General features: G+C 46.0%; 14 protein-coding genes. 4 read left to right on the top strand and 10 right to left on the bottom strand.

Features of this window, described 5'->3' with window-relative positions:
* Position 1: 1 nt before the first annotated feature.
* Positions 2–1,354, top strand: coding sequence for a nucleobase:cation symporter-2 family protein (locus tag M3636_RS20495; RefSeq protein WP_251383821.1), 1,353 nt, complete (start codon positions 2–4; stop codon positions 1,352–1,354).
* Between the two features lie 207 nt (positions 1,355–1,561).
* Here M3636_RS20495 and M3636_RS20490 read toward each other — a convergent pair whose 3' ends face one another.
* The 10 genes from M3636_RS20490 to M3636_RS20445 all read right to left on the bottom strand — a co-directional run bounded on the left by M3636_RS20490 (position 1,562) and on the right by M3636_RS20445 (position 10,570).
* Complete coding sequence (locus M3636_RS20490) at positions 1,562–1,900, bottom strand: DUF4870 domain-containing protein (RefSeq protein WP_128100114.1); 339 nt, start codon at positions 1,898–1,900, stop codon at positions 1,562–1,564.
* A 90-nt stretch (positions 1,901–1,990) separates the two neighbouring features.
* Positions 1,991–2,740 carry a creatininase family protein gene (locus M3636_RS20485; protein ID WP_251383820.1) on the bottom strand — a complete coding sequence of 250 codons (750 nt, stop codon included), beginning with the start codon at positions 2,738–2,740 and terminating at the stop codon, positions 1,991–1,993.
* 30 nt (positions 2,741–2,770) lie between these two features.
* The gene (locus tag M3636_RS20480; protein WP_128100116.1) at positions 2,771–3,760 is read right to left on the bottom strand and encodes an ABC transporter ATP-binding protein; all 990 of its coding nucleotides are present in this window, start codon (positions 3,758–3,760) and stop codon (positions 2,771–2,773) included.
* Entirely contained in the window at positions 3,757–4,734 is a 978-nt protein-coding gene (locus M3636_RS20475) for an ABC transporter ATP-binding protein (protein WP_285859092.1), read from the bottom strand. The genes M3636_RS20480 and M3636_RS20475 overlap by 4 nt, the downstream gene beginning before the upstream one ends.
* Before the next feature lie 80 nt (positions 4,735–4,814).
* Entirely contained in the window at positions 4,815–5,717 is a 903-nt protein-coding gene (gene nikC / locus M3636_RS20470; RefSeq protein WP_145407888.1) for a nickel transporter permease, read from the bottom strand.
* A gap of 2 nt (positions 5,718–5,719) precedes the next feature.
* On the bottom strand, positions 5,720–6,652 hold the full coding sequence (gene nikB, locus M3636_RS20465; RefSeq protein WP_128100119.1) for a nickel ABC transporter permease: 933 nt from the start codon (positions 6,650–6,652) through the stop codon (positions 5,720–5,722).
* Between the two features lie 58 nt (positions 6,653–6,710).
* Positions 6,711–7,520, bottom strand: coding sequence for a carbon-nitrogen hydrolase family protein (locus M3636_RS20460; protein ID WP_128100120.1), 810 nt, complete (start codon positions 7,518–7,520; stop codon positions 6,711–6,713).
* Between the two features lie 108 nt (positions 7,521–7,628).
* The gene (locus M3636_RS20455) at positions 7,629–9,212 is read right to left on the bottom strand and encodes an ABC transporter substrate-binding protein (RefSeq protein WP_251383819.1); all 1,584 of its coding nucleotides are present in this window, start codon (positions 9,210–9,212) and stop codon (positions 7,629–7,631) included.
* A gap of 15 nt (positions 9,213–9,227) precedes the next feature.
* Complete coding sequence (locus M3636_RS20450; protein ID WP_128100122.1) at positions 9,228–9,878, bottom strand: RraA family protein; 651 nt, start codon at positions 9,876–9,878, stop codon at positions 9,228–9,230.
* Between the two features lie 410 nt (positions 9,879–10,288).
* Positions 10,289–10,570: a transposase gene (locus M3636_RS20445; RefSeq protein ID WP_128100123.1), complete on the bottom strand. Its 282-nt coding sequence runs from the start codon at positions 10,568–10,570 to the stop codon at positions 10,289–10,291.
* 398 nt (positions 10,571–10,968) lie between these two features.
* On the opposite strand from M3636_RS20445, the gene M3636_RS20440 reads away from it, so the two are divergent.
* The 3 genes from M3636_RS20440 (at position 10,969) to coxB (ending at position 13,806) form a co-directional block, all read left to right on the top strand.
* The gene (locus M3636_RS20440) at positions 10,969–11,157 is read left to right on the top strand and encodes a hypothetical protein (protein WP_017690840.1); all 189 of its coding nucleotides are present in this window, start codon (positions 10,969–10,971) and stop codon (positions 11,155–11,157) included.
* A 237-nt stretch (positions 11,158–11,394) separates the two neighbouring features.
* Entirely contained in the window at positions 11,395–12,156 is a 762-nt protein-coding gene (map, locus tag M3636_RS20435; RefSeq protein ID WP_128100124.1) for a type I methionyl aminopeptidase, read from the top strand.
* A 597-nt stretch (positions 12,157–12,753) separates the two neighbouring features.
* Positions 12,754–13,806, top strand: a complete 1,053-nt coding sequence (gene coxB / locus M3636_RS20430) for a cytochrome c oxidase subunit II (protein ID WP_145408123.1) — start codon at positions 12,754–12,756, stop codon at positions 13,804–13,806.
* The last annotated feature ends 54 nt before the right edge of the window (positions 13,807–13,860 follow it).

Genomic DNA, 13,860 nt, shown 5'->3' with positions numbered 1-13,860 from the left:
TATGGCACGCGAACGTATTTTTCAGCGGCATCGGCATCCTGTCCAAACATTCTCCTTAGGTCTCCAGCATGTATTAGCGATGTATGCAGGTGCCGTGATTGTGCCTCTGATCGTAAGTGAAGCTTTAGGTTTTACGATGGAGCAACTGACGTATTTGATTGCAATTGATCTGCTTGCCTGTGGCGTGGCGACATTGCTTCAAGTGTGGGGCAACCGTTATTTCGGAGTGGGGCTCCCTGTTATGCTTGGTTGTGCTTTCCAAGCGGTATCTCCGATGATTATCATCGGTCAGAGCAGCGGTGTATCGGCTATTTATGGTGCGATTATTGCTTCCGGACTATTTGTTCTTATTTTCTCCGGTCTATTCGGTAAATTGATTCGACTATTCCCACCAGTGGTTACAGGCTCAGTCGTAACGATTATTGGTCTGACTCTGATCCCCGTGGCGTTCAACGACTTGGGTGGTAGTACGAATTTTGGTAGTGCTGAAAATCTGATGCTCGGTTTTGGTGTACTGCTGTTCATCATTTTGTTGACGCGTTTTACAACTGGATTTATCCGTTCGATTTCGGTTCTAATTGGTCTTCTCGCAGGTACAATCGCAGCAGGCTTCATGGGTGGGGTTAACCTTGCACCTTTACGTGAAGCAAGCTGGTTCCATATGGTGCAGCCGTTCTACTTCGGTACGCCAACGTTTGAGATTGTACCGATCCTGACGATGATTCTGGTCGCTATTGTGAGTGTTGCTGAATCAACGGGTGTATTTATGGCTTTGGGCAAAATTTTAGATAAAGACCTGACTTCCAAAGATCTGGCTCGCGGTTACCGCGCAGAAGGTCTGGCGATTGTACTGGGTGGTATCTTCAACTCCTTCCCATATACAACCTATTCGCAAAATGTAGGGCTTGTACAGATGACGCGGGTGAAAACGCGTGATGTTATTGTTGTAGCAGGTGGATTGCTTGTCGTGATTGGATTCGTACCAAAGATTGCTGCGCTGGCACAGCTTATTCCGAGCTCGGTTTTAGGTGGAGCCATGGTTGCTCTGTTCGGCATGGTGGTATCGTCAGGTATTCGCATTCTGGGAAGCCAAGTGGATCTGAACCGTCATGAGAATTTGTTCATTATCGCTTGTTCTGTAGGTATGGGTCTAGGGGTAACGGTTGTTCCTGAGCTGTTTGCGAATACACCGGCCTGGGCACAAATTATGTTAGGTAACGGCATCATTGCAGGTAGTTTTACAGCGATATTTATGAATCTCTTGTTCAACGGCATTGGAACGAAGGCTGAAGCAGCTAGAATGGCGGAGAAACAAGCGGACGATATTATTGGCGAGTCTAAACAGCCTGCGTAAGTAGATGTTAAGAATACCAGTAAGTGGTTTCCGTCATGCATCATATGTTAACTCGTGTGATGAAATACTTATATCATGAATAAATGGTTTAATGGCATGAGTTATTCACGTGATGAATGATCTATATAGCATGAACAACAACACAAAACATCCGATTCTCTGCATTGCAGGGAAACGGATGTTTTTTTGGTTATGAGCCGTAAGCAATTACAAATGCCGCATCTGTTTTTCCGCAAAATCGCCGATCCAAGGCAGCTTTAGCCATTTCCCCTGTAGACTGGTTACAACCATCAGGAGCCATACAACCACACCAAGCAGGGATAACAGTGAGGCGACCAATGGGCCAAATAAGGGGAGAAATGTGCATAACACATGACCGACCATGATAAGGCCAAATACGGTTACCGATTGGAGCGCGTGGAACATAACGAATCGGCTACGCTTTTCTACGGCGAGAAACACGATTCCACCAACAATGGTGAATAGATAACAGAGCATACCTGCAATATTTTCATCTAGACCGCTCGATGATTTAATGGGGGACATCCGGTCAAGCCTCCTTTGTCCTTTTTATATAGGCTATGAGGAGAAGGGACAGAACTGAACCGGAATGATGAAGGAATGCAGGATATAGAATTATAGCGGTTTGATATCCCAGACGTCATGGAGAAACTGAACGATGCGATCCACCGAATGCTGTACAAGTAATTCTCCTTTTTCCACCGTAGCGAATGATGGAGAACCGACCACACCAGACTTGGAGATTGAAGAAAGGCGGCCGTATTTCACGATTTCGGGGTATGCATCTTCATAATCAGGCACTTCGTCTGCAATCTTATCCTGATGAACAAGTTCGGGGTGTAGATGTAGCAGAACGGAGGTGCCAATCTCTCCAGCATGACCGTTTGCCAATTTGCCAGTTTCAGAAATACCGTGATCCTGTGCTTTGATGAATCGCCAGCAATCAATCTGCGCTGCCTGTACATCACTATGCTGTCCTCGTAGCTGATGAACAATCTGATTGATAATGGGGACATTGCCAGCATGACCATTTATAAATAGAATGCGTGTGAAGCCCCAAGTAAGCAGACTATGAACGATATCGCCAAGATACGCTTTTAGGCTCTCAGGACGAATTGTGATGGTTCCTGGAAAATCATTAAGCACATTGGAATCGCCAGCTTCCACGGTTGGCCCGATTATCGCACCAACACGGTCAGCTACACGTTTAGCAAGCTGATCTGCGAGTAGACCATCCGAACCAAGCGGCAGATGAGGGCCATACACTTCAATGGCACCAACAGGGATGATTACAAGGTTGGTATGCTTTTTATATTCCTCGAATACTGTCCAGCTCATTTCTTTCAGTTTACGGCTCTGTGTCATGATGATCTCTCCTGTCAGTTGAGTTGTAGTTTAAGTAGGATAATGTTGTGAAGCGTTAGTGTATAAATGACATGCGACGTAACGACCACCTACATCCTGTAATTCGGGTTTATCTGTTCGGCAGATGTCCATGCAAGCGTGACAGCGTGTATGGAAGCTGCATCCAGAAGGAGGGTTTGATGGACTAGGCACATCACCCTGTAATACAATTCGGTCTTTTTTAATTAAGGGATTCGGGCTAGGGACAGCAGACAGCAATGCCTGTGTGTAAGGATGCAAAGGGTTTTCGAATAAGTCATGCTTATTGGCAAGCTCAACGATACCGCCGAGGTACATGACACCAATACGACTGCTGATATGTTTCACAACACTCAGATCATGGGCGATGAATAAGTACGTTAGCTTGAACTGCTCTTGCAAATCCTGAAGTAGATTAATGATTTGGGATTGAATAGACACATCCAACGCAGAGACGGGCTCGTCAGCAACGATCAGCCTAGGGTTCAAAGCAAGTGCTCTTGCAATGCCAATCCGTTGGCGCTGTCCTCCACTGAATTCATGACCGTAACGTTCGGCATGCCGGCTGTTTAACCCGACAATCTCCAATAACTCATCGATCCGTCTTGCTCGTTCTTGCCCTGTAACGACCTGATGGATATCAAGAGGTTCGGCGATTAACTCACCTACGGTCATGCGAGGATCGAGTGAGGCATAAGGATCTTGGAATACCATCTGCATGTCTTTGCGCATCTTGCGCAGCTCTTCTGCGGGTAATCCCACCATGTTACGACCCTCATATATAATTTCCCCTTCTGTTGGACGAAGGAGCTGTAATAGTGTCCGACCTGTCGTTGATTTGCCACATCCGCTCTCGCCAACAAGTCCAAGTGTCTCGCCTCTGAAAATCGTAAATTTCAGACCATCTACAGCTTTCACATGTCCAACCGTGCGATTGAAGATGCCTTTTTTAATCGGAAAATATTTCTTCAGATTGTTTACCTTAAGCAGCGGTTCATTCATTGGATTACCTCCTTAGCGACTGTATGGAGCCAGCATCTGGCTGTGTGTCCAGCCTCTACAGTCTCTAGTTGCGGTAGCTGTTCAAGGCAAATATTTTGTGCATATTCGCAGCGAGGACTGAAGCGACAGCCTTGTCTTAAACTGCCTGGTGGTGGAACGCTACCTTTAATGGAATACAGCCTGCGCTCGTTTGTATCTAGTGTGGGCATCGATTTGATTAGCCCTTGGGTATAGGGGTGCTTAGGATTAGTGAACAGTGTCAGCACATCGCACTCTTCGACAATCTGACCACCGTACATTACAGCTACACGGTCACACATCTCAGCAACGACACCCAAGTCATGCGTAATTAGCAAAATGGAAGTTCCCTCACTAGCTTTTAGCTGCTGCATAAGCTCCAAAATCTGGGCTTGAATCGTAACGTCTAGTGCGGTTGTTGGTTCATCGGCAATGAGTAACTTGGGGCTGCATGCCATGGCCATGGCGATCATAACCCGTTGCCTCATGCCACCGGATAACCGATGGGGGTATTCATACAGAATTTGCTCAGGTCGTGGAATACCGACAAGGCGCAATAATTCAATCGCTCTCTCTTTGGTTTGGGCTCGGCTCGCTTTCCGATGATTACGAATGGCTTCTCGAATCTGGTCACCAATCGTGAACACTGGATTGAGTGAGGTCATGGGTTCCTGAAAGATCATCGCCATGTCATTGCCTCGTACCGTTCGCATTTCTTTCTCCGAGAGGCCAAGAATATCTCTGTCATCAAAAGTAATGGAGCCTTCGACCTTTCCTTGGGTTAACCTCATGGCGGTTAGGGAGGTGACACTTTTGCCAGAGCCAGATTCACCAACGATGCCGACGGTTTCACCTTCATAGATCGTAATGTCCAGACCGTCTACAGCCGGAATGACACCTTCACTCGTGTGAAAATAGGTTTTGAGCGACTTCATTTCAAGTAATTTGCGTTTCAACGCGAGCCCTCCTTGTCATTTCTGGTACCACCATATGCTGCGCTCTTGTTATCCCCAACTTTACGATGAACGGGAGCAAGCTATAGCTTCATTTTGGGATCAAGGGCATCACGCAGTCCGTCACCCAGCATATTGAATCCCAGAACAACGAGCATAATGGCCACGCCTGGTACGATGGAGATATGAGGGGCAGTTCGAAGGAACTCCCTGCCTGTGCTTAGCATCGTTCCCCATTCGGGTGACGGTGGTTGAGCACCCATACCGAGAAAGCTTAACCCTGACGCAGATAGGATTGCTGTTGCAATTCGTAACGTGGACAAAACGATGATAGGAGCAATACTGTTCGGGATAATATGCTTGAAAATAATGCGACTATGCTTCGAGCCCATAGACCTCGAAGCTTCAATGTACTCTTTATTCTTAATGGAGAGAACCGCGCTGCGGGAGATCCAAGTGAATGATGGAATGGAGAATATGCCTATGGCAATCATCAGATTCATCATCCCTGGGCCAAGCACACTTACGATCGCAAGGGCGAGCAAAAATCCAGGGAAAGCCATAAAGATATCGGTAATCCGCATAATAAGTGATTCGATCTTGCCCCCGAAATAACCAGCGATTGTTCCGAGTGCTACACCGAAGAAGACAGAGATGATTACGCCAACAATACCAACCATCAACGAAATACGTGCACCGTAAAAGATACGAGAGAGGATATCCCGTCCATACTCATCGGTTCCAAATGGATGGCTGAGGGAAGGGGATTGCAGCAGCTTGTCCATATTTTGCTCCAGTGGGTCATACGGAGAAATCCATGGCGCGAGAATCGCAATCAATATAAACAGTGTGACGATCCATAGACCGATCATGGAGCGTTTATTGCTGCCCACTTTTTTTATCATCTGGCTTAGTGAACGTCGTCTAGCAGGTGCAGTGGATGAACTGATCTGGACAGATATAGGCACAGCCTTTGGTTCATTCATGGTCATGCCTCCTTCCGGTCATAGCGAATTCTCGGATCTACTGCGGCGTAACATAGATCAACAAGCAGGTTGATGATGACAAAGATAAAAGCAACAAATAAGATGCTTCCCTGCACAGCGGAGTAATCCCGAAATTGAATGGATTGAATAATGTATCTGCCCAGTCCGTTCATTGAAAATACAGTTTCAGTCAGCACTGCTCCTCCCAGCAGATTGCCAATCTCCATGCCAATGACCGTAATAATTGGAACGAAGGCATTTTTGAGTGCATGCTTGTAGATGATGAGCCACTCGCGTACCCCCTTGGCTTTGGCTGTCCGAATGTAGTCCTGATTGATTACCTCAAGAATACTGGATCGCGTTAGACGGGCAAGGACAGCGGCAGAGGAGATGCCCAGCACGAGAGCAGGCAATATAAAATGCTTCAATTCGCTACTACCTCCTGAAGGCAGAATCGGAATATAGTAGGCGAACACAAGAATGAGGATAATACCTAGCCAGAACACTGGCATGGATATGCCAAATAATGAAAAGGCCATCGAAGCATGATCACGGGCGCTCCCTGGCTTCGTTGCCGCTATAACCCCTGTGATTAATCCAATGACGACGGTCACGATTGTTGCCAATATCGTCAATATCACCGTGTTTGGAAAACGTTCAAGAATTTCCTGGAGCACTGGATTATCCGAGCGCATGGACGTACCTAGATCTCCCTGAAGTAGCTGAACGTTGTATTGAAAATACTGCTCATATAGCGGCTTATCGGTTCCGAGTCGCTCCCGAATAATCTGCACTTCCTCAGGGCTGGCATCTAGCCCTGCAATCAATTCAGCCGGGTCACCCGGAACGAGCTGGAGAATAATGAAAGAGAGCAGAGATACACCGATTAAGGTTGGAATCATTTGAAGCAACCGCTTCAGAATATAGTTGAACACGTGATACTCCTTCCTGGCTTTTTGCCGGGATTAGGCTACTCTGTTCTGAAAGGAAAGGTTAACCGTATAGATGAGCCTGTCTGTGTAGATGGGAAGGCAGCTTAGAACGTACTTCACGTACACGCTCGAGATCTATGCGATGGGGGATGAGGGTCTCCGTCTCAGCTCCACGTGCAACGACAACACCCATTGGGTCAACAATGAGACTTTGTCCGATATAAAATTCGTTAATTTGGTTAACGGCAACGACATATGCTGTATTTTCGAGTGCGCGTGTAGTGACTAGACTTTCCCAATGTTGCTCTTTGACGTGACCACGTACCCAGCCGGAAGGAACAAGAAGGATATCTGCACCGTGCAAAGCTTGATAACGGGCAATCTCTGGGAATCTCAGCTCATAACATACGAACAGCCCTAACTTGCCAAAAGGTGTATCGATCGGCTCAAACAATGATGTGCCTGGTTTAATATCACGCGACTCCTGAGCCCCGAAGGCATCGTACAGGTGTGTTTTGCGATAACTGCTCACAATCTCCCCATCTGAATTGAGGATGACCGACGAGTTATAGACCCGATCATCGTTCACATCTTCTGTTGTCTCCCGTGTGCCGAACACAACCCATACGCCATATTGCTTGGCAAGAGCACGCATGGTAGTGACAAAGTGCCCATCCAGCGGCTCTGCATCTTCCAGCTTCCTTTCTCGGGGTGTGCCAATCTGATAGAAGCTCATGAAGGCTTCAGGGAAAACAACGATATCTGCGTGATGAATACGAGTCGCTTCTTCAAGTGCTTTTTCTGCTTTGTCCAGATTCTCTTGCTTGGTGCTAGAAGAACCGAATTGAGCCATAACGAGTTGGAAGGCCATTGATAATTTCACTCCTATGATTGGATTGTTGAGAATCATCTTATTGAGGAAGGGGGATGAGGGTGCTTCACATATGTTAAAGGTGCCGTCTGCACGGCACCCTTATGGTTATTTGAACTTCACACCGCGCAGATCCCATAACAAGGAAGGTAAAAATGTAATTCCTTCAACCTGACTGGAATAACCGACCTGAACACTATCTTCGTACAAAGGAATCCATGGCGCATCAGCTTTGATCAGCTGTAACGCTTCGTTGTATATGGTTTGGCGCTCTTCTCTGTCCAGTGCCTGTCCACCAGTAACAATAAGCTCATCTACCTTTGGATTGTTGTAGAAGGCATAATTGGATTTGCTTGTAGAGAGGAAGCTGTCCCGCAATAGAGCATCTCCGTCTCCCGTAAGAGAAGAGGCACCTCGAACGAATAAATCGTAGCTATCCGGATTTTTCAGTGCATCGAGATATGAGGCAAGTTCCAGTACTTGTAACTCAGCTTTGAACCCTAACTGCTGGAGGCTATTCTGTACAAATTCGGCAGCAGGACGATCTTGAACGGTGTTGGCTGCGAGAATGATTCGAAGCGGTGTACCAGCTTGAACCCCTGCTTCTTGCAACAGCTTCTTCGCGGCTTCAACATCATAGGCGTAAGCTCCAACATCTGCGTAACCAAACGAATTTTTGGAAATAAACGAAGTAGCTACCTCAACCCGTCCTTCATAAAGTTTGTTTACTAAGGTTGCACGGTCGATGGCGAGATTAAGTGCATTGCGCACCTTCACATTGTCAAACGGAGCATGCTTTGTGTTAATTCCGATGTAGCCAACACGGTTGGTAGAACGAGTATTAATGGTGAAATTGCTGTTATTGGACAGACGCTCAATATCTGTGCCCGGAACCTTGTCGATGATGTCGGCTTCGCCGGACTCCAGCATGATGACACGAGCGGCATTTTCAGTTACCGTTTTGAAGGTAATACCACTTACGTTAGGCTTACCGCCCCAGTAGTCCTGATTCGATTCAAGCACAAGTTCATTGCCAGAACTCCAGCTTTTGAGTTTGAAAGGACCAGTGCCGACAGGCGTTTTGGCAATGCCATCTTCATCTTCCTGAATAGATTTGGGGCTTATAATACTGCCAGACGTTACTGCGATATTGTTCAGAAAAGCACCCTGCGGCTCCTTCAACGCAAAGACAACCTCAGATTCACTCTTTGCAGTAACCGACTCAATGAACTGTCCTAGCGTTGCGTATTGGGATAGCTTTTTGTCCGGATCGATTAAACGATCAAAGTTTGTCTTCACAGCCTCTGCATTAAAAGGTGTTCCATCCTGGAACGTCACACCTTGGCGCAGTTGGAATGTCCACGTTTTACCATCTTCGGATGTCTCCCAGCTCTCTGCTAGCTGTGGAACAATCTCTAGCTTGTCATTGAATGTAACGAGGCGGTCATAGATCTGATAATTGATAAAGTTAGAGATCGAGTCGGTGGAATTCTGCGGATCGAAGCCAATGGGATCGCCGGTTAAGGCAATGGTGAGGTTTTTGAGCGAAGCAGTCTCCGCAGAGCCCCCTGAACTGCTTGCAGCCGAAGTGCCACTCGAATTGGAGTCATTCGCATTGCCACATCCAACGGCAAATAGTGCAAGAGCAATAAGGATACTACTAAACTTGTAGATTAAAGGTCTCTTTTTCATCGTGTTGCATCCCCCTTAATTATCGGTTGTGCCATGAGTAGTGGAATGAGTTGCAAGCAGCTCCCCATATCCAAGTTCTTTGCGGCGTTGCTCTTCTTTTTGCTGTTTTTCCTTCGCAATAATTCCGATTTCCTTCGCATGCAGTGGATTAATAACAAAAACACCATCATCATCACCGACAATCAGATCGCCGGGCTGGATACTCACACCGCTGACGCTGACTGGAGTGTTAACCTCGCCTTCAAGTTGAAGGGAACGCGTAGTTAGCGCGCTGATTCCTTTGGAATAAATGGGGAATCGGAGCTGGGTAATTGGACGAACGTCTGTCACACATCCGGAAATGATGGCTCCGGCGATTTTTTTGTCCAGTGCTGCATAGGTAACAAATTCACCCCAGCAAGCGCGTTGGTCATCGCCAGACATATCCACGACGATAATATCGTTTGGCTGGGCAATCTCAAAAGCGTGGCGAATGGCTGAGGCATCGAGATGGGGAATTCGTACGGTGAGGGCATTTCCTAACAAGCGAATAGGGCGAAAGAGTGGCTGTAAGTCATGGAGAAAACCGAAGTCGGTTAAATGTCCGATAGTTGATGGACTAATATCCTGATATAGTTCCAGTAATTCAGGAGTAACGCCTTGGACTCGTGGTTGGATGCGAAACATAAGATGAATTCTCTCCCCGCTAACTAAAATGGTAAAAATTAAATCTGATAGGAATAGTGTGAAATTGACTTGATGAAGACATTACAGGGTCAGTTTCGGATAGTCAATTGATTAGAATATAGATAATATCAATTACCAAATTGAAAAAATCTATCGAGCTGGTAATGAATGTGAATTGCACTATTGGTATTGAGAGAGAGTGGATTATTAAAAATACTATATTTAAACAGAGGGGTGTATTAAGAAGGGAGTGAGGTGAATTTTGGTGGTGTACAAAATTGAATAAATCGAATTTTTTTATAATGTGGTTTGGTGTGGTGTAGCTAAGGAGGAACAGACCATTTATTGTTATGTGTTGCGTCTGCCCCCAGAGCTACGATCAAGCATCTATAATCTGTTTACCTACAAGATTAATTATCCCCTTGCTCAAGCTGTCTACGCGGATTTGTCACTTTACCGATTTTGTCAGTATCATTCTCTTTAGGTACCAGGCGTTCGTCCGTACGACCATCGTGATGGTTCTCAAAGGCAAACTCCGTCAATTTCCATTCCGTCTTGCCAAGAATGGGATCGGCGGGAAAGTGCTGACCTCGATGCAGATGCTCTTCGCGTCCCGCTTCGTTGATGTAGATTCCGTCCACTTCCACGACTTCATGCGAAAGGGGCAACATGTCCTGTTCTTTTCGTTCCATGAAACGGCGCCTCCTTAAAATCCAGAAATTTAACTGAAATGGTTGTCCGTGATAATATCCCCCGAATAGTTACGCGTTATGCTGGATACATTAATTCCGTATACAATAGGCTTTTGCATTAAATATGATTCGGGATTAAACTTTTTCGGTATAAAAACCGTTATAAATATTAAGGAAAAATCGTCAAGTCGTAACATACTTCCGAATATGCTACAATAAGATCATGATTCAATTTGAATCATATCGGGTATTTATAGTGTCAGGTACTTGCGTTTAGCGAGGTTCCCGACCTAAAGCTTGCTTTAAGCCGCGCACACAACTTCATGAATGGCATTTAAGACTTATTCGGCGTTCTCTAAACGGAGCATTCACTTTCAACGTTTTGGGAGGGAATTACAATGGCAACGAAAGGTCACAATGAGGTCAAAGAAAGTTTGAGGGAAATGACTCGGATTTTCCGTCCTAAGGATCCAAAAAAATTCGTGAAGGAGTACGTGAGAAAATACCGGATTACGGGTGGGTATGAAGAAGAACTGACTTCTGTGGTCGAGCATGAGCTTGTCAAGATGGATTCTTCCGTATCCTGAAGCACTCAACTTAGAATTTTACTGTTCCGATATGAATAGAACCGTCTTCCGGGCGTTAAGCTCCGGTAGACGGTTTTTTTTGCTTCGCACAGCTACATATTTTCAGCCTTAGGATCACAACGGTATCTGAGTAAATAGAGCCTTGTTATTCCGCCTGAAGAGTTTACCAGCACTTTTCGGGCTTTGTTGCGTCTAGCTTGCATATATATGGAAGTACACAACTTCCAGGAAGGATGTATGCATGTGGATCCTATTTTGAAAACAAAAGAAGAGATTGGCTACATGCAGGAGGCAGGGCGAATCCTGCACAACTGTCACAAGCTTATTGAACAGCGGCTAGCCCCGGGTGTAACCACACGGGACATGGATGAATTAGTGGAAGAATTTCTGGCGAAGAATGGTGCAACGCCTGAACAAAAAGGGTATAAGGGATATCCCTATGCGACCTGCGCATCTGTCAATGAGGTGGTATGTCACGGTTTTCCTAGTGAACAGGAATTGGCCGAAGGTGATGTCGTGACCATTGATATGGTCGTGAATAAGGATGGCTGGCTTGCTGACTCTGCCTGGACATATGGGATCGGAGAACAGCGGCGGACAATTCGTAAGTTGATGAAGCGTACAGAGAAGGCACTACATCGGGCTATTGCCCAAGCTGTACCTGGGAATACGCTGGGGGATATCGGCAGTGCTATTGAACGCACAGCAAGATTATATCGATACGGCATTGTGAAGCCACTCATTGGTCATGGGATTGGTCAATACATTCATGAACCACCCAATGTATTACCTTACGGTAAACGTGGTACGGGGCAGATGTTGACTGAAGGCATGGTCATTACGATTGAGCCAATATTCACGAAGGGCAGCTCAGGAGTCGTGGTATGGGACGAAGATGGATGGACTGTGCGAACGGTGGATGGCAGCTGGGGAGTCCAATACGAGCACACCATCGCAATCACGAGCAATGGCCCACGGATCTTAACCGATGGAACATAATGTGGTGATTGTGATTTGCGCCAGGTCATGTCATGTACAGGATAGCTGAAAGCAACGTTGGATTCAGAAAGGGAGGAGCGCAACTCCATGCCGCTTCGAATGGCCAAAAGAACGGTGTGGAGTGAAATTTCCCTGCTGTACAACTGGAAGCTATCTTGCCAGGAAGAGATGGATTTCCTTTTGCATAATTTCGCATGTTTTGTGTGTGATAAAAGTCTGGTGAAAAATACGCTCAATCACCGAAATATGGCAAAAATTTTCAAATTTATATTAATGGTTTTTTAACTGAAATCGCTTGCAAATCTAGTTGTGGTGCGGTTTTCTACATAAAGTGAACAAATTGTGAACATGTGTCCAAAGATTGACAAAATCATACCCTCAACTTATATTTAATATGTGATTGAACCATATAGAATGAATTGGAAGAATGCGTAGACATGCCCTTTGAAGGAAATTAAGGGGTCAATGGAAGCGTTATTTCTGGAAACGTTCTATGTGACGAAGAGGATTATACGTATTGTGTCCGAACGTAGTGAGCAAAACTCTTTTGGGACAATGGCGGTAATCTACGAAAACGTAAAAAAGTGGGGTAGATCAATGATGAAACAGTGGCAGGTTGCAAAGCGAATTCTCCCCTTGCTGGCGGTGTTCTCTTTGCTGCTATCCGCATGCGGGCGGGAAGACTTGTCTGTAATGAAACCTCAGGGTCCTGTGGCGCAAGGTCAATATGATCTGATGAAGCTGTCCATCGCGATTATGATCGTGGTACTCATCATTGTATTTGCCATTGCGGCCTATGTATTGATCCGTTTTCGCAGACGGTCTGGACAGAATGACATACCCGAACAGGTCGAAGGAAGTTTCAAGCTCGAAGTCATATGGACAGCCATTCCGTTACTGCTTGTTATTGTACTAGCTGTACCAACGGTTAAGGAGATCTTTGCTCAAGGCGCAGATCTGTCCAATGATCCTAATGCAGTACAGGTCAAAGTCACCTCGCATCAGTACTGGTGGGAATTTACTTATCCTCAATATGACGTAACCACCGCTCAAGACCTCATTATTCCTACCGACAAGAAGATCGCATTCGAATTGAAAACCGCTGACGTGATTCATTCCTTCTGGGTGCCGTCACTTGCGGGTAAAATGGACACCAACCCAGATGGAACACTGAATAAGTTTAGCTTCTCAGCACCGAATGAAGGCGTTTACCGCGGGAAGTGTGCCGAATTATGCGGCAGGTCTCATGCTTACATGGAGTTTAAAGTAAAAGCAGTCAGCCCTGAAGCTTTTGACAGATGGGTTGCTGAAATGAAAGCACCTGCTGTTCTTCCGGAAGATACGCAATTGGCTGAAAAATTCAAAACAAATTGCCTTTCTTGTCATGCTGTAGGTGATCAAGGTGGCCCAGTCGCGCCAAATCTCACGGGAATCGGTGGCAAGGAATCCGTCGCAGGTATCCTGCTTAATCAGCGTGAAGGACAAGAAGAGGGTAACCCTGTCTTGGATAACATGAAAGAATGGCTGCATGATCCACAATCCGTGAAGCCAGGCAATACGATGCCGAGTCCCAAAGACCTCGGACTTACAGATGAAGAGATCGACGGAATTGCCGAATATTTGGCCAATTATAAATTGGACTATGAATAGAACAGCAAGGACGATAAAGGGGGTACACAACCTTGGCTCAAGCTCATAGCGTCA

The organism is Paenibacillus sp. MER 99-2 (assembly GCF_023714095.1).
Taxonomy (GTDB): Bacteria; Bacillota; Bacilli; order Paenibacillales; family Paenibacillaceae; genus Paenibacillus.
This window is presented reverse-complemented; position numbering and strand designations above follow the sequence as displayed.

Bases quoted from the DNA above. Each gene is read 5' to 3' on its own strand.
- M3636_RS20445 (WP_128100123.1), bottom strand. From the start codon at position 10,570: ATGGAACGAAAAGAACAGGACATGTTGCCCCTTTCGCATGAAGTCGTG.
- M3636_RS20460 (WP_128100120.1), bottom strand. From the start codon at position 7,520: ATGGCCTTCCAACTCGTTATGGCTCAATTCGGTTCTTCTAGCACCAAG.
- M3636_RS20440 (WP_017690840.1), top strand. From the start codon at position 10,969: ATGGCAACGAAAGGTCACAATGAGGTCAAAGAAAGTTTGAGGGAAATG.
- M3636_RS20455 (WP_251383819.1), bottom strand. From the start codon at position 9,212: ATGAAAAAGAGACCTTTAATCTACAAGTTTAGTAGTATCCTTATTGCT.
- map (WP_128100124.1), top strand. From the start codon at position 11,395: ATGCATGTGGATCCTATTTTGAAAACAAAAGAAGAGATTGGCTACATG.
- nikC (WP_145407888.1), bottom strand. From the start codon at position 5,717: ATGAATGAACCAAAGGCTGTGCCTATATCTGTCCAGATCAGTTCATCC.
- M3636_RS20450 (WP_128100122.1), bottom strand. From the start codon at position 9,878: ATGTTTCGCATCCAACCACGAGTCCAAGGCGTTACTCCTGAATTACTG.
- M3636_RS20495 (WP_251383821.1), top strand. From the start codon at position 2: ATGGCACGCGAACGTATTTTTCAGCGGCATCGGCATCCTGTCCAAACA.
- M3636_RS20490 (WP_128100114.1), bottom strand. From the start codon at position 1,900: ATGTCCCCCATTAAATCATCGAGCGGTCTAGATGAAAATATTGCAGGT.
- M3636_RS20480 (WP_128100116.1), bottom strand. From the start codon at position 3,760: ATGAATGAACCGCTGCTTAAGGTAAACAATCTGAAGAAATATTTTCCG.
- coxB (WP_145408123.1), top strand. From the start codon at position 12,754: ATGATGAAACAGTGGCAGGTTGCAAAGCGAATTCTCCCCTTGCTGGCG.
- M3636_RS20485 (WP_251383820.1), bottom strand. From the start codon at position 2,740: ATGACACAGAGCCGTAAACTGAAAGAAATGAGCTGGACAGTATTCGAG.